The following is a 20,045-nucleotide window of genomic DNA, read 5'->3' as shown; positions in this document are numbered from 1 at the left end:
ACGCTGAAGAGCAGCAGGGCGACAATAATTGGAGAAGTTACCATGGCCAGAATGACCCATTCGCAATCCCTCGTTCATGTCGCGCAAGCCCCACGCACTCGCGGCTGGAGCGAATTATGTTTGGCCAGTGCGATGGCGCATGACAAATCCTGCCACAGTAAAGGGGCATGATCATGATCAACAATTCCAAGGAAGCCCTGCTGGCTCGTCTGGAAGAGGGTGATGTCATGCATGGCTGGGGCGCGATCGTGGCACTGGGCCGTGAGCCGCTCGAACAATTGCTCGAGCTGCGTTATCTCGAAGGCCTCAGCCAGTCGAATTTTCTTGAGCACATCACTGGCAGCTACTTTACCGACGGTCAGCGTAATGACCAGGCAGTGTTCGAAGGGCTGGTGCTGGGGCCACCACAGCTTTCCTTTGCTGGGGTCTCGGGGGCAGGAAATCGCTTGACGGTGATCATGCCGTTTATCTCTGGCGAATACGCGTCGTATTCACGGGTTGTTGCCCAGCCACCCAGGCTCAAGAGCAGCCATGGCCTTCGTGAAGAAATGGGTTACCACGTGCAGATGTCAGTTGCCTTGCTGACCGTCGATGATCCTGCAGCCAATCAGGCCCGGCTGGTGCTCGACCTGAGTCAAGCCGAAGAGTTTGTCACCAACCTGGGTGAAAGCGAGACGGCTCGGCGGGCCATGGGGCGCTTCATACAGGCTGAAATGGCGAAGCATGAGGTGTTCAACCATCAGTTCGTGCTCTTGACCTGTGAGCTTACCGGGCAGGATGCGCTCGCCGTGCGTGGCCTCAATGTGCGCACCCAGGCTGCACCAGAGGGCACGGGGCGTGAAGGTGATGGGGCCGCGATTGTGCAACTGGACCTGCGTGGCCGCCGCTTTGGCGGGACATGGCCGGGGCCAGGCGTGTTTCCTTATCTGCTGCCCGATGGCAGTCAAGGCGTGACGCTGCTGGCCGAGCAGTTGCGCGTTCCTTTGCTTGGGGAGCTTGCCGAGCGTTTGCTGCGGCACTTGAGCTTGCCGAAGGCGTGGCGGTTTGCCATGAAGGAGGAGCACACCCCACATGACCGGGTAGTGTTCGGGAGCATTGAGGCCAGTTCCGCAACGCGTCAGGTCGAGCCGATGCAAGCGCGCCTTGGCCGCGAACAGACCACGGATTTCAAGGTGCAAGGCCAGGCTGTGGCGCAATGGACAGCTAGGAATATCAACCACCCTCGGTCGACCGGGCAAATCAACGCGCAGGGGCAATACCAGGCGTCGGATATTGCGCACTTCGCACGGGAAAGTCAGGTCATCCTGGTCAGTGCGCAGCTGGGCGAAGAAGAACCCGGAAGCGTCAATGCCGCGCTGGTGGTCGAATCTATCGATTCTTTGGTGGTTACGCCACGGGTTGCGGTATGGCGTAGTGGGGAAAGAGCGATTGAGTTCAATGTTGCGGGTCGTGCTGGCCTGACCTGGGAACCGACGCTATACGGTGAATTGACCCTCCAGAGCGATGGCTCGCTAAGCTATGTGCCCCGTGAGCCTGAGCGGGTTCCTGCCGTCCTGTTGGAGCGCATCCGTCTCACTGATGGGATTAGGGGCGATACAGCCGAGGTCACGGTGGTGATTCTCGCCCGCCCGGCTGTGCTGAGCGTCTTGCCATTCCACGTGCCTAAAGTGCCCCATGGCAGCTCGGTGCCCTTCGAGGTGCAAAACGACGAGGCCGATGCCTGGTTCGTGTTCGGCGAGGGGCACATCGACCTTGAGTCAGGCGTATACACGCCGCCGGAATCGCCTTCAACCTCGGTCGCCGTGGTCATGGCCAATATCCGTGACCGTGATGCGGGGTATGCCATCATCGAGCTGATGCGCGAAGACGCGCAGGTTTCGATGATCAGTGAACGCTACAAGAGAGTTTTGAACTTTACGGTGACGCCCGTGCCGGTGAACGGCACCGTCGCCTATGCCAACGGGTTGCAGCAGATCGCCCTGGATATCGTCATCCAGACTGAGGACTTCCGCAACAGCGATGGTGACTTGGTCAAGGATCCGGTCAGCGACCTTGAGCTGTCCACATTGAGGGTGCTCGCGCAGAACGGCAACCCTGTCGAGTATGTGCTGGAGGGCGTCGAGGGCTTGGACCCCGCGCAAGGGGGGCGGTGGGGGTGGAGCAAGTCACGCAACCGTTATGATTACTTCCAAGGGCCACGGCCGCTGGCCTCCAGGCCCACGGCGGATGAAGGCAAGGTCTTTTTGCGCGTCTATGTGCAAAGTACCGAAGCGGAAGTCAGGAAGTTTCATGCCGAGTTCAAGGGGTATGACAACCGTACGCATAATTCCAGAACCATCAGCAGTGAAGCAGGTGAAGTCGAGTTGAGCGGCCGCCCAACGCCTGTGTGGGCATCGAACAACTATGAATTCAAACCCAGACGAGTTGCTTCAGAGGGAGGCAAGATCGTCGGGCAGGACACCTTCAACTTTTACAAGTACACCACTGACTATTGGGAACTCTCCGGTGCCACCCAAGAATATGGCAATCTCAGGTTTTACCAGGTCAGTTTTGACCATGCGTCGATCATTCGTTGGGAGAGCGAGCAGCTCGCCGAAACGTTCTGCAGTTACGTGGGGTATGCCTTCAGGCCGGTATTGCCACCCGGTTCACCTGGTGTGCCGTTGGGCGTTTCGTACGAGTCGGCCTTGGAACTGCTGACGCTAGAGCGCGCCGTGAACTACCACGGCAAGCTGGATTACAACCTCAAGCCAGGCGAGGACATTGCTCAAGGCACCCTGCTGTTGACGCTGGACAGGGTCTGGGACATGCCGTACTGGTACGACGGCATGGCGCCCGGTGGGGACTATCGCTCGTCCCTCGAAGGGGTCATGCGTTTCACGTTGATCGACCATCAGGGCAATCGGCACCAGTTGAATGTCAACTTCCTTCCTGAGGGTCAACCAGACAGCCGCAACCAGCTCGAACTCAGGATCGGGAGCGGGAACACAGCGGCCATTGACTCGGCGGTGCATTCCAACGCCTTCAACTTCATGAGCTTCATCGAGAATGGCGTCGACCCACGCACGGGCCAGTACAGCCTGGGTATTCAACTGCCCGAACTGATCGGCAACAACCTCTGCGGCCCACGCCTGCCCCTGCGCTTGAACTTCAGCCCGATGAACGACCAGGACTCAGGCTTTGGCATTGGCTGGGCATTGAACCTCAGCCAGTTCGAGATTCGCGCCAGCATGCTCAGCCTGGGCTCCGGGGAGCGCTTCAAGGTCAGTGACAACGGCCCGGGTGTGGAGCCGTTGATCGCCGAGCGCAAACTGGAGAGCTTCCACTTCCACAACGAAAGCAAGCCGGACCAACAGCTGGTGCGTTATCGCCTGGTGCACAAGTCAGGGCTGGTCGAGGTGCTGGAGCCGCAGGACAACGACAAGGACATTGCCTTGCCGGTGCGCGTGCTGGCGCCCTCAGGCCACGGCCTGAGCCTGGAGTACGAGCGCGATGTCGACGGGCCGCGGCTGGTTCGGGTGAGCGACGACAGTGGCCGCGACCTGCTGGCCATCGACTACAGCAGCAACCACGAGGTACTGCTCGACCTGCACCCCAGCGACGACCCCGAGGTCGAGCCCTGGGCCCGCTACACCCTGTCGCGCAACGGTGCCGACGAGTTGACCGATGTGGTGCTGCCGACCGACGAGCAGGCCAGTTGGCACTTCGAGTATCAGCGCTTCGACAACCTGCGCTGCGTCAGCAAGGTGGACAACCCCCTTGGTGGAACCGAGCGGGTCTACTACCGTACCCAGGGGCATCGCTTCCCGCCGGCTGCCGATGGCCTGGCGCGCTGGCTGCCCAACGTCGAACGGCATGTGGTGCAACCCGGTGCCGGCCAGCCAGACATGGTCACCGAGTACGACTACAGTCCGGAGAACTTCCTCGGCTACGGTGGTACCGGCATCGTCTGGAGCGACGATGGCCTGGACAACCTGTACAAGCTCGTCGGCAACCGCTACGAATACACCTCCACCGCCCGCTACAGAGTGCCCGGCGAACCGGATGAAGACGGCAACCCGACCGAAGTCGACGCACGCACCATCACCCGAACGTTCAACCGTTTCCATCTGTTGAACGAACAGGTCACGCGCCAGGACGGCTGCGTCGAAACGGTCAGCACCACCTACCACGAAGTGGCCGGCCAGCGTTTCGAAAACCAGCCGGAAAAGTTCCAGCTACCCCACGTCATGAAAAAACACTGGAGCCTGGCGAATGATCCGCGGGAATACCGGGAAGAAAACGTCACCACCGACTACGACACGTTCGGCAACCTGACCGAAGAGATCCAAGCCAACGGCATTCGTACGGTGCATGAATACTACCCCGCCGATGCTGAAGGGTTCGTTCAACATCCGCAAGAAAGCTGGGTGTATCCCGCTACTGACGGCGAAGCAGGCGCCGATGTATTGCGGACCGATTATGCGTACTACGTGCTGGCGCCTCTGGACAGCCTTGCCGGCGGTGAATGGTTGCCTGAGCGTGAAACGCTGGTGCGCGATGCCGATGGCACGACGCTGCGCGAAACCACCATCGGTTACTACCAGGATGCGGCTGACCGCTTGAGTTACGGACGCCGACAGAATGAAGAGCGCCGCCATGGCGAGGCGGTGACCAAGGTGGGCTATGTCTATGCCGAAGACACCTTCCACTACGATGAAGACGATGGGGTCGGCCACCCGGTTGTCAGGACCACCGAGACCCTCGAAGGGTTCGATCATGGTCAGGATCATGGGGATGAGCAGGGTGTGCGTGATACGCGCAAGGAACTGACACTGCTGCAATCGGTGCTCATTGGCGAGCCGATGCTCAATCGTGACGATAACGACGTGGAAATCAGCTACTTCTACGATCGGGTGGGCAGAGTGTTACGTGAGACCGTGTCACCCAACGATTCCAAGTACAAAGCGAGTCGTCATTACACCTACGCGCTGGCGGCTGCTCCAGGCCAACAGGCGGTGCAGACCCAAGAGGATGTCAAAGGGGTCGTCACCTGGAGCTACGTCGATGGCCTTGGCCGCGAAGTCCGGGAGGAACGTCAGGATACTGACTTCGGCCTGACTCCGCTTGCTCGCAAGGCCCCGCGCATCAGTTATACGGTGGCGTTCGATGCCTTGGGCAACAAGGTCGAGGAGGTCGAGTACGACTGGTTGGAGCGCAAGAACTTGAAGTTGATGACCCGGTATGAATACGACGGGTGGGGGCAGCCGTGCTGCGTCATCGGCCCGGACGGGGTGCGCGTCCACGAGCGAATCGATCAGCAGGGCAGTACCCAGTGGCGCAATGGGCCGGTGGTGACGCAGTATCGCGAGTCGGCTGACGGCGAGACGCTCACCGGCGAAACGGTAACCTGGTTGAACCGGTTCGGCGAGCCTACACGGGTGGAGCGTTTCTACACCGACGGGAAAGCGTACAGCGTTCATCAATCCTTCCATGACGGCCTGGGTCGCCTGGCGCGTGAAATCGATGCCCGTGGAGAGCAGGAGAAGTTCGCCCGTGATGCTTTTGACCGGTTGGTAGACCACACCCTCGCAAATGATGCAGTGGTGCATCGCGATTACGCAGCACACAGCGGTGAGGATTTACCGACCCTTATCAAGGTTATCCATCAGAATGGCACAACCGAAAGTGTGCTGGGCCATCAGCTGTTCGACGGCCTCGATCGGATGATCGTCTCGATCACCGGAGGGCGTCCACGGGCAATGCAATACGAGCATGGTCAGCGTCAGCCCAGGTTCGTGACGACGCCGAAAAAGCACATGATCGAGTATGAGTATGCGCCGCCATTGGGTGAAGAACCTTTGGGGCGGCGCCTTGTCGATGCGAACGTCAATGCGCGGTATGAATATGACGTGCAGAACGCCAGGTTGAAATCCTGCAGTGAACAGCCTGAGGTGGAGGGGCGAGCGCTGAATCCGGCCCAGTTCCAAGGGCTGGCGCGTGAGTATTTCTCCAACGGCGAGCTCAAATCGGAAACGCGCACGCTGGGGCAGGAAGCACCTTTCGAGATGTTTTACGTGCACAGCCTGCGCGGTCGTCTACTGGCCTATACCGATGTACTGGGGCAGTTGCAGGCCTATGACTACGATGACAAAGGGCGACTCGAGTCGACTTCTCTGGGGACGACGTCTTGCGTATTTGAATATGACGAACTCGGGCGCACTCGGCGTTTCACCACGGTGGAGGGCGACGAGGGTGCAGGCCAGCGCCTGACGACCGAGTTGGAATATGATGATTTCGAGCGGGAGCATCTGCGGCGCTTTATTTTTATCGATGCCGTACAAGAGCTGGAGCAGGAATATAGCGTCGTTGATGCGATCGTGCGCAAGGCGCTGACGGACATCGGAGAAAAGCCAGACGATAACGCGTTATTACGGGAGGAACACTTCGAATACGACGCCCGGGCCAGGCTCGAGTATTACACCAGTGAAGGACCATTATCCCCCGTTGATCCTTACGGTGTGGTCATTGAATCTCAGGAATTCTACCTGGATGACCTCGATAATATCGAGGAAGTGCGCACCTGGCATGCCGATGGGCGTATCGATGCTGTTTACGCATTTGACAACCTGGAAGACCCGGCGCAATTGACGGGCCTTGTGGTGACAAAGTTACGCGGCGAAAAGCGTGTCAATGCCGCCGGTCGCTGGGAGTTTTCAGAGGGCGTAGTCGAAGCGCTGACGTATCAGGATGTTGTTCTTGAGTATGACCCCGATGGCAATCTTGTTCGAGATGAAGCGGGCCGTACCCTTGGCTACGACCCTTTGGGGCGTCTGGTGAGTGTTGAACTGCCCGGGGGCGGAGAAGTCGGTAGTTACGGTTATGATCCACTTGATCGGTTAGCGGACCAGTCGACCGTTTAGAGCACTGTTATCTATCAACGTGCAGCCGCCTCTTCGAGGGGCGGCTGGCCTGCACGTGATCGTGGAAGTCAAACTCTCATTTAGGTGAAGCCATGAAGATTATTTCCTACTCTGAAAAAGCACGCTGGGATTATGTGCAACTTCGCCAGCGTCAATCGGAACCGGCGTCGCTAACCCGGCCTGAAGTTAATGTGGATATTGTTGCCGATCCCGACGATTGGACGCTTCGCGCTGAATTGTACTCGGATCCTTCAAAGCAATTGCTGTTAATTATTCCGCTTTGGTCGAGATCGGCGCCTCGTGGCGCTTCTGATGAGTTGGAAATTTTTCATGCGGCGTCGGCGTCGCCTGCCCCCGATGATTTTGAAGTCATTGATAAAATTATTTTCGACGGGCCCTTAGATCCGTTAAAATTTCCCTATAGCTATGAATTGGATCGTCACTTTTTCCTGGGCTTGGGTGAAGGCTTTCATACTTTCAAATACAGGGTGACATTATATAACACCGAGGAGAATTTTTCTGACCCCCTGGTGTTGCGTTTCGACCTATTCCCACCGTATCGCTCCATTCGGCCCACTGCCTTTGCTGAAATTGAAGCAGTCACCGATGAACGCCTTGTCGACCTTGGCGATGAACTGCTCATTCCGTTACCCGACTACCTAGACTTTGAAGAACAGGACCGGGTGCGCTGGTACTGGAGTAATCAGGCGCCTGAGGAAGATGGTACTTACCCGTTTATAGATGACCAGGTTGTCAAGGGTAAAGGCGAGGTGCTGCGCATTTCGGGAGATGACGTGCGACGCATGGGCGATGGCGGTTGCTATGTATGGTACGAGCTGTATGACAAAGCAGGGCACCATAGCAAGTTTTCCGAGGTTCGACGGGTAAGTGTTGCGCTCGGCCAATTGCCGACGGTTTTGCATGATCCAACGGTGAACGTCGCGACGCCAACTGACGGATACCTGGTTGATCAAGAGGATGTAAGCTTTGGTGTCAAGGTCCATGTCAGGCTGCCTGAGCACATAAAACCTACCGACAGGATCAGGGTGCTATGGGGGGACCATGCAACGGCATGGGAGCAACTGGGGTCTATGCCGGATGAACGCATCTTTCCAATAGCTGCCGGCGTCATTCGAAATGAATACGGACCAGGTCCAGGTGACGTTGAGACCCGTGTCAAATATGAATTGATGCGCGGCGATGAATTACTCGGTGAGCCGGGTATCAATGTCTATGTCAACCTGGAAACATTCGGACCGATCGATCCGGACCCTGAGTGGCCAGACCCGATCAACAAAGCGCTGCCGCTCGCCAGTGTTTATGGCGCGGGGTCGGCTACGGAAAACACTTTGGATCTGCGCGACACAAATCAAGATGCAGAACTCAGGGTGAGGCTGTTCGAAACTGTTGCGGTCAACGACAAGCTTGTATTTTATTGGGACAGCGTCCCCATCAGTGGTGCCGAGTACACCGTTCAAGCTGGAGATGACGTTGGTACTCTTATTACCCGTGTCGTACCGTGGTCAGGTATCAAGACGGCAGGTAACGGTATAAAGCATGTGCACTACGTCGTGACGCGTCCCAGTGTACTTAACCCCATCAAGTCAGGCCGCCAGGATGTCGCGGTGAGTGCAATCGATATTACCCCTGAGGCACCGGAGTTTCTGGGGCTTAATCGGATAGGCTGGTTGTCGTGTGTTTCGTTATTCGAGGATCGGTTGAATCCGGATCCACGGGAGCCTGCTGTCCGGGTCAAAGTGCCGAGCCTGCAAGGGCGCGGTTTAAGCCCGGGCGAAAGTATCACGATGAGCTGGACTGTCAAGGAGGCGATTGACGGGAGCGGTGATCCCATAGACGGGGTCAAATACGAACCTACAATTTCCCTGACTGATGAAATGATCAATGACGGCTTCATCTGGTATGTCACACCCTACGATCGCTATATAGCGCCCATTTATCATCTCTCCACTGACGGGTTCGCCACCGTGACGTACAGCTTTATGCAGGAGGGGCAAGCGGTCACTTCTTTGCCTGCGCAGGCGACTGTTTCCATGCATGCAGGTACCCCTTGCGATATCAGTTTCAGGTCGTCTTCTTCTGGCATTTCCGTGCCGGGAAAATCTAGCCCCATAACATCCAGGTAAAAATACACTGGCCAACATATGTAGGAAAATTCGCTGATGTCGTAAGGATTTTCCTACATATTTCAGATGGAGCTGGCTGTAAGTTTTTATCTAGAAATCAGTAGGAAAACTTACTGATTGTTGAAGGCTTGCAGAGGGGCTTATATGAAATTTTTTACCGGATCACGTCACCCATTGGCACAGGCTGTTTCCTCAGGCCTGTTGGTATCCATAGCTTTGTTCGGCCAGCCCGCTCAAGCATTGACCACCGTACGCGGCGAGCTGAATATTGATGACCAAGTTGCTGTCGACAACTACCGCGTGACCAGCGGCTCCGTCCTCAATGCCGTCGGAGCTTCGACCCAGCAAATCGATCTGAGCCCTGAGGCCAGCGTTAACCTGGACAAGACTGCGGTCGTGGCCACGGGGGCGGATGGCATTCGAGCTTCGGCGGGAGGCAAGGTAACGCTGGGCAACCAGTCGTCAGTGGTGAGTGACCGGTTTGGTATCCGACTGCTGCGCACTGGCACTGAAGGTGCGAGCGCTGTGGTCACCGGTAGCCGGGTTGAGGGCGCGATCGCCGGTGCTGGGGTTGCTGCGGGTTCCCGACTGGACTTGCACGACAGCGAACTGATCGGCAGTGGTGCGCGAGGAGTGGCAGCGCAGTTGTTTGGCGATGCCACCCTGGATGTGCGTGGCAGCGAGCTTTCCGGAACGGCTAACGGCATCGCGGCGTATGGCGACCCGACCCTCGCCGGGGCTGCCAACGTGCTTCTTACCGATACACAAGTGCAAGCAAGCGAGGGGGCGGCCATCATTGTCGGCGATCCTTACCTTGGGCCGTCGAGCGCCAATATCGTGGTTAGCGGCAAGTCGTCCCTCAGCGGCGGCAATGGCGCGATGCTCGAAGTAGTCGGTAGTTCGAGCGCCAACCTGTTGGTCGATAGCAGCGAGTTGCACGGTGATGTTCGCGTGGAGGCGGGAAGCGTGGCCGATGTGCGTTTGCAAAACGGCGCTAGCCTCACCGGTCGCCTGGAGAATGTCAGCAGCCTGGGCCTGGACAGTGATGCTCGCTGGAACATGGTCGAAGACTCCAGCGTCGCCAAACTGGCAATGGCGGGCGGTTCGGTGCGTTTCGGCGAGAAGGACCACTATCAGCGCCTGACCCTGGGCGAGCTGTCCGGCAGCGGAACGTTCGTCATGGATGCAGACTTCTCGACTGGCCAAACCGATTTTCTCGAGATTACCGGGCGCGCCGAAGGTCAGCACGTGCTTGCCGTTGGCAGCAGCGGCGCGGAGCCAGATGCTGCGAACAGTTTGCAACTGGTGCACGCGGCGGCAGGCGATGCGCAATTTTCGTTGCGCGATGGGCCGGTCGACCTCGGTGCCTTTTCATACGACTTGGTACAGCGGGGCAATGACTGGTTCCTGGACGGCGCCAGCAAAGTGATCAGCCCGGGCACAGCGTCGGTGCTTGCCCTGTACAGCGCGGCCCCGACCGTGTGGTACGGGGAGTTGAGTTCGTTGCGCAGCCGCATGGGTGAACTGCGCCTGGATGAGCGCAAGTCCGGCGGCTGGATCAGGGCCTATGGCAACAAATACAACGTCGCACAGGCCAGTGGCTTGGGCTACCAGCAAGTCCAACATGGGTTTTCGCTGGGGGCGGACGCACCCTTGCCCGTCGGCGACGGTCAATGGTTGCTGGGGGTGATGGCAGGCAGCAGCCGTTCCGACCTCAGCCTTGAGGGTGGCGCTTCGGGTGAGGTCGACAGCTACTACGCCGGTTTGTACGCCACGTGGCTGGATGCGCGCAGTGGCTACTACTTTGACGGTGTGGCCAAATTCAACCGCTTCGATAACGCGTCCAAGGTCGGCCTGAGTGATGGCACGAGCACCAAAGGGGATTACAAGCAGAACGGCGTAGGGGTATCGGCCGAGTTCGGGCGCCATGTCGAGCTGGATGGGGGCGTATTCATCGAACCCTTTACTCAGTGGTCGCTGGTGCAGTTCCAGGGCAAGGACTATCGCTTGGATAACGGCCTGCAGGCCTCGACAGGTGACAGCCATTCCTTGTTGGGCAAGGCCGGCGCCACCGTTGGCCGCAACATTGACCTCGGGGCGGGGCGAGTGCTCCAGCCTTATCTTCGCCTGGCGTATGTCCATGAGTTTGGCAACGACAACGACGTCAAGGTCAACGGCAATCGATTTGACAGCGACCTGTCAGGCTCGCGAGGAGAACTGGGCGCGGGGGTCGCGGTATCACTGATCGACGGGCTGCAGATGCATGCTGATTTCGAGTACAGCAATGGCAGAAAGATCGAGCAGCCATGGGGGATGAATGTAGGGTTGCGGTACAACTGGTGATCATTACAAGGGAAGGCGAATGCCTTCCCTTTTTTCGTTTTCAGGCTCACGCAGGAGTAACACGTCATGATGGGCGGTAACTCGAGGGTCAGGGCGCCTCTGGCTGCCCCAATTGTTGAAGAATTGCTTGAAGACCCAGCAGGTGGAGTGCCCAGGCTGCTGCCTGTGTCTGCCTTGCAGGATGATTTGACGGTCAAGGTTGTGCAGTGGCCACTCTCCCAACCCGCCCCTGAAAGGCCGGAACACCTGTGGTTGTATTGGGACGGTGATGAAGTCGACCACAAAACCTGGAATGCCCCCATTCCCGAGCCAGAGCTGTTTGGCACTGTGCCCAAGGAGCGGCTGATGCATCATGGAATGCATACACTCACGTACAGGGTCCAACTCTATAACTCGGAGTTGGTCGACTCATTAGAACTCGAGGTCGAAGTCGACATCCAGGCACCTTTGCTGGGCGTCGATCAAGGGCGCTTGATTTTCGACGAGCAGGTGGAACGGGAAGGTGTGACGGCACGCTACCTTGAACTCAACGATAATCAGGTAAAGGCTGAGGTCCCCAGCTATGACTACGCTGGCGCCAGGGACACGCTCATCTGGTACTGGAACCGGGAACCCTTCGTCAATGAGAGGGCCGGTGAGCGTGTTCTGGAACCGGCTGATCAAGTGGCGCCAATAGTCCTGGCCTACGATGGAGACATGATCGTTGACCGCGAAGACGGCAAACGATATGCCTGCTATGAAATTGTCGATTATGCGGGCAATAGCAGTGGCATTTCGAAGCCGGTGGAGCTTGAGGTAAAAGCCAAGCCTGTGCCGCGCAGTTTCACTTGGCCACTGGTGCCCAAGGCCACGGGAACAGCAGAAACCGTCAGGCTGGCGCTGGACGGGATTGGCGCGCCGTTGCTGGTTCAAGTGCCGGATGCCGCAGTCATCTACCCGGATGAAAGCACCAGCGTTCATTGGGGCGAGCCCGGAACTTTTGGTTACCATCACGCGCAGCTCGAATACCAAGGGCAGAGCAGGCGATACGAGATCCCCTTGGCCAAGGTGGTGGCCCATGCCGGCAAGATTGTCGAGGTGCGCTATCGGGTTGTAGCAAAGGAGGGCGAATTGCCTTCGGCTTTGCGTAAGGTGAACGTGCAAGCGCCACCTATCAGTGCTTATCGAAGCCCGTATGTGCAAGGCGCCGGCGTGTCGGGGACGCAAGTTTACCTCAGCAGGGTTGGCACCTGGACCGATGTGTTGATGGACCCCTGGTACCTGATGTTCCCTGAGCAAAAAGTGACAATCGAAGTATCAGGAGTCTTGTCGGGAAGCGGCGAGGTCAAGGAAACGCTGCTGGATAGGTATGAGGTCAAGGCGTCTGATTTGACCGAAGGCATCAAGACACGCCTTGGTAAGGCATTCTTGCAGAGGCTCGTGGTTCCCAGTTCGTTCACGATTACGTCGAAATTGAGCTTCGATGGCGGGGAAAGTTGGCGGATGACCAGGTCGATCAATCTAAGCCTGTTCAGTTGAGCGAGTGGCCTAATGACGCGTCACGGTTTGGCTCGTGGGGGCGCTCAAACCACCGTAATCGTTGATGATGGTGAACGTGAGCGTTATGTCCTGATTACCTGTTTGCGCCGGTAATGGAAAGTGCTGTCGCCCCATGGGGATGGCCATTGCCTTGGCGTCGAGCTGTTCGCCGTTGACCTCGAGGCGGCCGAATGTGAAATGGAAGGGGGTCGGGTTGTCCACGACCAATTGCCAAGCACCATCGAGCTGTTGAGCGGACCACTGCAGTTCGTTGAGCCGGGTTTCAGGTTTTTCCTTGAGCTGGCTTGGGCGGTAGAACAGCTTGATGCGTGTGCGCAGGGCAATGTTCAGCACGTTGCGGGCATCAGGGTCGACCTGCGGTAACTCCTGAACATTGAAGTAGAACAGCGACTCGCGATCGGTTGGCAGGTCGTTCGGAAGAACATTGATCTGTACCAACTGCTCACGGCCAGAGTCCAGGCGGAACAGTGTCGGTGAGGCGAGCAGCGGGACACTCGTGGTGGTGTCATCACTTGCCGTGTTGACCCAGACTTGAGCTGCATAGGCAGCTTTGCTGGGGTTGGCGACTACCAGCGAAGCGCTGCGCTTGTTGCTGGGCAACACGATGCGTGTGCTGTCGATGGTCAGTGCTGCATGGGCAATGGGGGCCAGCAAGGTCAGGCATGTGGCGGCCACTGTGGCACGAAGTGCGGAGAAAAGAGGAGGCATGGACATGCGGAAAACCTGGACAGATGTGGCTTGATAGCGGTCCAGGCGCCTGTAAGCGCCTGGATTGATCATTTAGCGGATGTCGACCAGGAAATCGACGCTGGTGTCGATGTTCCCTTCAGGCACGTTAGCCGCTGTAGTTTTCAGTCGGGCGGTAAAGCGCATATCGGTTGGAAGGTTTTCGTCCAGGTCATGGGCATTGGATTCGGTATCCGGTGGCAGCGGGGTGCTGCTCCGGTCGAGGATCTCCAAGGCTAGGTTGCTGGTGTAGCCAACACCACTTTGCAGTCCGTACAGCCTGCCAGTCGGGTCGGCACCGAAGCGCGGAGAGAACGTCACGAAGGCCTTCTTGGTGGGGTCGATGTCGCAGGAGGCGTCAGGCGTGATGCGCAGGGAGAACGGTACCATTGCGGTGTTTTGATCCGCAGCAGTGAAGTCCCGCGTGCGGAAGTGGCCCAGATGGATAGGCTGGCTTGGGCCGCCTGGGTGTACCACTTCGATAGGGCAAGTGCCGCCAGTGGTGACGGTGCCCTGGAAATTGATAATGCCTGTATTGGCCATGGCCGCGGTGCTGGATAAGCTGATGGCTAATGCCACAAAGTGTTTTTTCACAATGATGTCCAAATGACGTGTTTAGTAAGGCCTCAAGCTGAACAAAAACGATGCTCCGCTCAATGGCACGGCTGCAGAGTAGGCTGATTCAAACACCTGATCTGTAGGAAAGTTGGCGTTGCGCGCCTGAACTTTTACGACACGTCATTCGGTTTTTTACGAGCCTTGCCCGCCGCTGAAGCGAGTAGATAACAGCGCTTGCCGGTCAGTGAGTACTGCCGTGCCCTGGCTTGCTCAACAACTGCTTTTCTTGATGCCAATCAAAGGGCTCGCCATTCTGTTCGGCTTCAAACCGATGCTCTTCCAATTGCTGGTACAGCTCCAGTTCTTCGTCTGGCATGAAGTGCAGGCAATCGCCAGCAAAGAACCACAACAGGTCGCGCGGCACCAGGTGTGCGATTTGCGGGTAGCGTTGGATCACCTGGCAGAGCAGGTCTTGGCCTAGGTATTGGCTCTCCAGCGGGTCTTGCGGCAGCAGCGTCAGCAGTTCGTCGAAGCGTTCGAGGAACAGGGCGTGGCTTTCTTCCGGCACCTGCTCTGCGTCACCCAGTGCAACCAGGATGGTGCGCAGGTGCTGGAGCAGTTGCAGGTGGTATTCCAGGTTGGGGTTGGCCATGGAATGGGTCCTCGGTATGGCTGAAACGGGGGGCGGAGTATACGCCGCGCCCCCTTTCGAGCGAAGGGTCAGCGCACCTTGCCCGGTTCAGCCAGCAACTGCGCCTTGTCGAAGGCATCGACGTCGATCACTTTTCTGCGCGCTTTCTCGGCTTCGTGCAGACGCTGGCCTTCACCAGGCTGCAGCACTCCGGCCTCGATGGCTGCGTCGATGGCGGACTTCCCGGGGGGGGGTTGGACGTTCCCCTCCTTGATGGCTTGATGCAATGCCTTGCGCAGTGGCGCCGTGTCGTCCAGTAGATCGCTGGCTCGCTGCAGCCCTGCCACCGGGTCGCCTTCTGCCTGGGGCCTGTAGCAACCGGCCAGCAGCTCTTCCAGTGCAGGGTCACCCTTGCTGCGTCCGATCAGTTCGGCTACTTCGGCATCCAGTTCATCACTGGGGCCTGTATGACGACGGCCGAACGGAAACACCAGCACGCGCAGCGCGCAGCCGATGAAGCGGTTGGGGAAGTTGTCGAGTATACGGTCCAGCGCATTTTCCGCCTGGCCGAGACTCTCCTCCATTGCCCAGCGCAACAGCGCTCGCATGTGCTCCGGGGAACCCAGGTCGTGATAGCGCTTGAGCGCGGCAGAGGCCAGGTACAAGTAGCTCAGCACATCACCCAGGCGTGCGCTCAGACGTTCGCGGCGCTTGAGTGCCCCGCCCAGCAGCATCATCGACAAGTCGGCCATCAATGCAAAGGCTGCCGCCTGGCGGTTGAGGGCGCGGAAGTAGCCCTGGCTCAGGGCATCGCCCGGCACTTTTTCCAGGTGGCCCAACCCCAGTCCATACACCAAGGTGCTGGCCGCATTGCCGGCGGCGAACATGATGTGCTTCATCAGCAGTCCATCGAACTCGATCAGCGCCTGGTCACGGTCTTCGCGAGCGACCAGTGCCATCTCCTTGAGTACGAACGGGTGGCAGCGGATGGCGCCCTGGCCAAAGATCATCAGGTTGCGCGAGAGGATATTGGCGCCTTCGACGGTGATGAAGATCGGCGCCCCTTGCCAATTGCGCCCCAGGTAGTTGTTGGGCCCCATGATGATTCCCTTGCCGCCATGTACGTCCATGGCATGCTGGATACACTCGCGGCCACGTTCGGTCAGGTGATACTTGAGAATCGCCGACAGCACCGAAGGTTTCTCACCCAGGTCCACGGCCTTGGCCGTCAGCAAGCGGGCGCTGTCCATCAGCCAGGCGTTGCCGCCGATGCGGGCCAGCGATTCCTGGATGCCTTCGAAGGCGGCCAGTGGCACGTTGAACTGTTCGCGAATGTTCGCGTACTGGCCGGTCACCAGGCTGGTGTACTTGGCCGCGCCTGTGCCTACGGCTGGCAGTGAGATGGAACGGCCCACCGACAGGCAGTTCATCAGCATCATCCAGCCCTTGCCGAGCATGTCCTTGCCGCCGATGAGGAAGTCCAGGGGGACGAACACGTCCTTGCCACTGTTCGGGCCGTTCATGAAGGCCGCGCCCAGTGGCAGGTGGCGCTTGCCGATCTCGACGCCGGGGGTATCGGTCGGGATCAGTGCCAGGCTGATGCCGAGTTCTTCTTCTTCGCCAAGCAGATGGTCCGGGTCATAGGCCTTGAAGGCCAGGCCCAACAGGGTGGCGACCGGGCCCAGGGTGATGTAGCGCTTCTCCCAGTTCAGGCGCAGGCCGATGACCTCTTCGCCGTGCCATTGGCCTGTGCAAATGACACCCGTGTCAGGCATGGCGCCCGCATCGGAACCGGCCAGTGGGCCGGTGAGGGCGAAACAAGGGATATCGTCACCGCGAGCCAGGCGCGGCAGGTAGTGGTTGCGCTGTTCGTCGGTACCATAATGCAGCAGGAGCTCGGCCGGGCCCAGTGAGTTTGGGACCATGACGGTGGAAGCCAGGTCGCCGCTGCGCGTGGCCAGTTTCATGGCCACCTGGGAATGGGCATGGGCAGAGAAGCCCTTGCCGCCGTATTCCTTGGGGATGATCAGGGCGAAGAAGCCATGCGTCTTGATGTGCTGCCAGGCTTCTGGCGGCAAGTCCATGTCCTGGCCGATTTGCCAGTCACTGACCATGGCGCAGAGCGCTTCGGTCGGGCCATCGATGAAGGCCTGTTCCTCTTCGGTGAGTTTCGGCGCCGGGTAGGCGAGCAGGGTGCGCCAGTCCGGGCGGCCGCTGAACAGCTCGCCATCCCACCACACGGTGCCCGCGTCGATCGCTTCGCGCTCGGTTTGCGACATGGGCGGCAAGGTGCGCTGGAACCATTTGAACACTGGGCCCGTGAACACCTTGCGGCGCCAGTCAGGCAGCACCAGTAGCGCGGTTTTGGCTGCGAGTATCAGCCAGATCACCGCCAGCAGCCAGCCGGGGGCCTTGCTGAAGATACCCATCAGCAGCGTATAGATGGCGATGATGCCGAGTATCTGCAAGGGCGGCAGGCGCCGGTGCGTGAGGTACGCAGCGCCGATCACCAGAACCACCAACCACAACAGCAACATAATCACTCCTCCTTGGAACCAGGGGCTAGAGCTAACCCACAGAGCTTAGACGCAACGCTATGAACGGCATCGTCAGAACAGTGACAGGGTGTGGCAGCAGGAGTTTCAGGGCATTGTCTGTCAGTGCCGGTACAGGCGGCGCAGGTCTGGAGTAGACTTCAGCCCTCTGCACTCATAAGGACGTTGCCATGCTGAAGATCTGGGGCCGCAAGAACTCGAGCAATGTGCGCAAGGCGCTGTGGATCGCCCACGAGCTGGGCCTCGACTTCGAATCCATTGATGCCGGCGGTGCTTTCGGCGTGGTCAACGAGCCGCACTACCGTGCACGCAACCCCAATGGCCTGGTGCCGATGCTGGAAGATGGCGACCTGACCCTGTGGGAGTCCAATACCATCGTTCGCTACCTCTGCGCCGAATACGGCCAAGAGCAGGGCTGGTACCTGGACGACCCGCGGCAGCGGGCCCTGGCAGACAAGTGGATGGACTGGACCACCTCGTCCTTCGCCACCCCGTTCCGCCCTTTGTTCTGGGGCCTGTTGCGCACGCCTGAAGACCAGCGCGACTGGGTGGCGATCAACGCCGCACACAAGCAGTGCGCGCAATTGCTGGCGATTGCCGATGAAACCCTGGCCAGGCAACCCTATCTTTCCGGTGACCAGATCGGCATGGGCGACATCCCACTGGGTAGCTTCATCTATGCCTGGTTCGAACTGCCCATCGAACGCCCGGCCATGTATCACCTGGAGGCCTGGTACGAGCGCTTCAAACAGCGCCACGCCTATCAGGCAGCGGTGATGACTGCGCTGACTTGAACCTGCCTCGATAGTCACTATCAATACACATGACTGTACTTGTGCGGCCAGCCCTAGCACCATGGCCGCACTCACTGCGCCAGTGATTTGCCCTGGCGTGTCCTGACCTTTTCACTCGGTACGTGACCCGCTATGAGTTCTGCCCTGTCCATTCGACAGCTGACCAAAACCTACGGTAATGGCTTCCAGGCCCTCAAAGGCATCGATCTGGACGTCGCCGAAGGTGACTTTTTCGCCTTGCTCGGCCCCAACGGCGCCGGTAAATCCACCACTATCGGTATTCTTTCGACCCTGGTGAACAAGACCAGCGGCACGGTGAACGTGTTCGGCCACGACCTGGACCGCGAGCCTTCGGCGCTCAAGCGCTGCCTGGGCGTGGTGCCGCAGGAGTTCAACTTCAACCAGTTCGAAAAGACCTTCGATATCGTCGTCACCCAGGCCGGCTATTACGGCATCCCACCCAAGCTTGCCAGGGAACGCGCCGAGCAGTACCTGACCCAGTTGGGCCTGTGGGACAAGCGCGACGTGCAGTCACGTTCGCTGTCGGGTGGCATGAAGCGCCGGCTGATGATCGCCCGTGCGCTGATCCATGAGCCGCGCCTGCTGATTCTCGATGAGCCCACCGCCGGCGTGGACATCGAGCTGCGCCGGTCGATGTGGAGCTTCCTCACCGAGCTCAACCAGAAGGGCATCACCATCATCCTCACCACGCATTACCTGGAAGAGGCTGAGCAGCTGTGCCGCAACATCGGCATCATCGACCACGGCACCATCGTCGAGAACACCAGCATGCGCCAGCTACTGGGCAAGCTGCATGTCGAAACCTTCGTCCTCGACCTCAAGCAGGACCTGCCCGCCGCCCCTGTGCTGCAGGGCTACCCGTGCCGGTTGATCACCCCGCATACCCTGGAGGTGCAGGTGGACAAGGACATCGGCATCACGGCGCTGTTCGGCCAGCTGGCGCTGCAGAACATCGAAGTGCAGAGCTTGCGCAACAAGACCAACCGACTCGAGGAGCTGTTCGTGTCCCTGGTGGAAAAAAACCTGTCGAAGGTGGCCGTATGAGTGTGGAACTGCGCACCAACTGGGTCGCCCTGAATACCATCGTCTACCGTGAAGTGCGGCGCTTCCTGCGGATCTGGCCACAGACCTTGCTGCCGCCAGCGATCACCATGGTCCTGTACTTCGTCATCTTCGGTAACCTGATCGGCCGGCAGATCGGCGACATGGGTGGTTTCACCTACATGGAGTACATCGTGCCTGGGCTGATCATGATGTCGGTGATCACCAACTCCTATGGCAACGTGGTGTCGAGTTTCTTCGGCAGCAAGTTCCAGCGCTCGATCGAAGAACTGATGGTGTCGCCGGTATCGCCGCACACCATCCTCGTTGGCTATGTGCTGGGCGGCGTATTGCGTGGGCTGGCAGTGGGGGTGATCGTCACGATCCTGTCGATGTTCTTTACTCACCTGCAGGTGCATCACCTGGGCGTCACGGTCGTCGTGGTGCTGCTGACGGCCACGATTTTCTCGTTGCTCGGCTTCGTCAACGCGGTGTTCGCACGTAACTTCGATGACATTTCGATCATCCCCACCTTCGTGCTGACGCCGCTGACCTACCTGGGTGGGGTGTTCTATTCGATCAACCTGCTGCCGCCGTTCTGGCAGGCCGTGTCAATGGCCAACCCGGTGCTGCACATGGTCAACTCGTTCCGCTACGGCATCCTAGGGGTGTCGGATATCAGCATTGGCACGGCGATCACCTTCATGCTGGTCGCCACTGCGGTGCTCTACACCCTCTGCATTCGCCTGCTGGTCAGCGGCCGCGGCATGCGTGCATGAGCATTTGAGTTT

General features: G+C 58.8%; 11 protein-coding genes. 7 read left to right on the top strand and 4 right to left on the bottom strand.

The genetic code is table 11. The annotated features are described in order from the left end of the window. The first annotated feature begins 173 nt into the window (after nt 1-173). The 4 genes from DJ563_RS13935 (at nt 174) to DJ563_RS13920 (ending at nt 12,907) form a co-directional block, all read left to right on the top strand. The gene (locus DJ563_RS13935) at nt 174-6,902 is read left to right on the top strand and encodes an RHS repeat protein (RefSeq protein ID WP_434517899.1); all 6,729 of its coding nucleotides are present in this window, start codon (nt 174-176) and stop codon (nt 6,900-6,902) included. 92 nt (nt 6,903-6,994) lie between these two features. Then, nucleotides 6,995-9,046, top strand: coding sequence for a hypothetical protein (locus tag DJ563_RS13930; protein WP_434517898.1), 2,052 nt, complete (start codon nt 6,995-6,997; stop codon nt 9,044-9,046). A 144-nt stretch (nt 9,047-9,190) separates the two neighbouring features. Further along, nucleotides 9,191-11,389 carry an autotransporter outer membrane beta-barrel domain-containing protein gene (locus DJ563_RS13925; protein WP_434517897.1) on the top strand — a complete coding sequence of 733 codons (2,199 nt, stop codon included), beginning with the start codon at nt 9,191-9,193 and terminating at the stop codon, nt 11,387-11,389. Nucleotides 11,390-11,455: 66 nt separating this feature from the next. Further along, nucleotides 11,456-12,907 (top strand): hypothetical protein, encoded by a 1,452-nt coding sequence (locus DJ563_RS13920; protein WP_434517896.1) that lies wholly within the window; start codon nt 11,456-11,458, stop codon nt 12,905-12,907. 9 nt (nt 12,908-12,916) lie between these two features. Here DJ563_RS13920 and DJ563_RS13915 read toward each other — a convergent pair whose 3' ends face one another. The 4 genes from DJ563_RS13915 to DJ563_RS13900 form a co-directional block, all read right to left on the bottom strand. Further along, on the bottom strand, nt 12,917-13,642 hold the full coding sequence (locus DJ563_RS13915) for a fimbrial biogenesis chaperone (RefSeq protein WP_434517895.1): 726 nt from the start codon (nt 13,640-13,642) through the stop codon (nt 12,917-12,919). 66 nt (nt 13,643-13,708) lie between these two features. Then, nucleotides 13,709-14,248, bottom strand: a complete 540-nt coding sequence (locus DJ563_RS13910; RefSeq protein WP_274098247.1) for a fimbrial protein — start codon at nt 14,246-14,248, stop codon at nt 13,709-13,711. A gap of 205 nt (nt 14,249-14,453) precedes the next feature. Next, nucleotides 14,454-14,864 carry a PA2817 family protein gene (locus DJ563_RS13905; RefSeq protein WP_274098246.1) on the bottom strand — a complete coding sequence of 137 codons (411 nt, stop codon included), beginning with the start codon at nt 14,862-14,864 and terminating at the stop codon, nt 14,454-14,456. Between the two features lie 68 nt (nt 14,865-14,932). Next, a complete protein-coding gene (locus DJ563_RS13900; RefSeq protein ID WP_434517894.1) occupies nt 14,933-17,380 on the bottom strand; it encodes an acyl-CoA dehydrogenase in 2,448 nt (815 codons plus the stop codon). A 188-nt stretch (nt 17,381-17,568) separates the two neighbouring features. Between DJ563_RS13900 and DJ563_RS13895 the strand changes: the two genes are divergently transcribed. The 3 genes from DJ563_RS13895 (at nt 17,569) to DJ563_RS13885 (ending at nt 20,033) form a co-directional block, all read left to right on the top strand. After that, the gene (locus DJ563_RS13895) at nt 17,569-18,192 is read left to right on the top strand and encodes a glutathione S-transferase (protein ID WP_434517893.1); all 624 of its coding nucleotides are present in this window, start codon (nt 17,569-17,571) and stop codon (nt 18,190-18,192) included. 132 nt (nt 18,193-18,324) lie between these two features. Then, a complete protein-coding gene (locus tag DJ563_RS13890; RefSeq protein WP_033700587.1) occupies nt 18,325-19,257 on the top strand; it encodes an ABC transporter ATP-binding protein in 933 nt (310 codons plus the stop codon). Next, the gene (locus DJ563_RS13885) at nt 19,254-20,033 is read left to right on the top strand and encodes an ABC transporter permease (protein WP_033700586.1); all 780 of its coding nucleotides are present in this window, start codon (nt 19,254-19,256) and stop codon (nt 20,031-20,033) included. Before DJ563_RS13890 ends, DJ563_RS13885 begins: the two co-directional genes overlap by 4 nt. Nucleotides 20,034-20,045 lie beyond the last annotated feature (12 nt).

This window comes from Pseudomonas sp. NFX1, assembly GCF_051123555.1.
GTDB lineage: Bacteria > Pseudomonadota > Gammaproteobacteria > Pseudomonadales > Pseudomonadaceae > Aquipseudomonas > Aquipseudomonas capeferrum.
The sequence above is the reverse complement of the archived record's forward strand: the minus strand, read 5'-3'. Positions and strand labels throughout refer to the sequence as shown.

Coding starts and splice junctions, on each gene's coding strand:
- DJ563_RS13915 (WP_434517895.1), bottom strand. CDS start 13,642: ATGTCCATGCCTCCTCTTTTCTCCGCACTTCGTGCCACAGTGGCCGCC.
- DJ563_RS13925 (WP_434517897.1), top strand. CDS start 9,191: ATGAAATTTTTTACCGGATCACGTCACCCATTGGCACAGGCTGTTTCC.
- DJ563_RS13890 (WP_033700587.1), top strand. CDS start 18,325: ATGAGTTCTGCCCTGTCCATTCGACAGCTGACCAAAACCTACGGTAAT.
- DJ563_RS13900 (WP_434517894.1), bottom strand. CDS start 17,380: ATGTTGCTGTTGTGGTTGGTGGTTCTGGTGATCGGCGCTGCGTACCTC.
- DJ563_RS13895 (WP_434517893.1), top strand. CDS start 17,569: ATGCTGAAGATCTGGGGCCGCAAGAACTCGAGCAATGTGCGCAAGGCG.
- DJ563_RS13920 (WP_434517896.1), top strand. CDS start 11,456: ATGATGGGCGGTAACTCGAGGGTCAGGGCGCCTCTGGCTGCCCCAATT.
- DJ563_RS13935 (WP_434517899.1), top strand. CDS start 174: ATGATCAACAATTCCAAGGAAGCCCTGCTGGCTCGTCTGGAAGAGGGT.
- DJ563_RS13905 (WP_274098246.1), bottom strand. CDS start 14,864: ATGGCCAACCCCAACCTGGAATACCACCTGCAACTGCTCCAGCACCTG.
- DJ563_RS13885 (WP_033700586.1), top strand. CDS start 19,254: ATGAGTGTGGAACTGCGCACCAACTGGGTCGCCCTGAATACCATCGTC.
- DJ563_RS13930 (WP_434517898.1), top strand. CDS start 6,995: ATGAAGATTATTTCCTACTCTGAAAAAGCACGCTGGGATTATGTGCAA.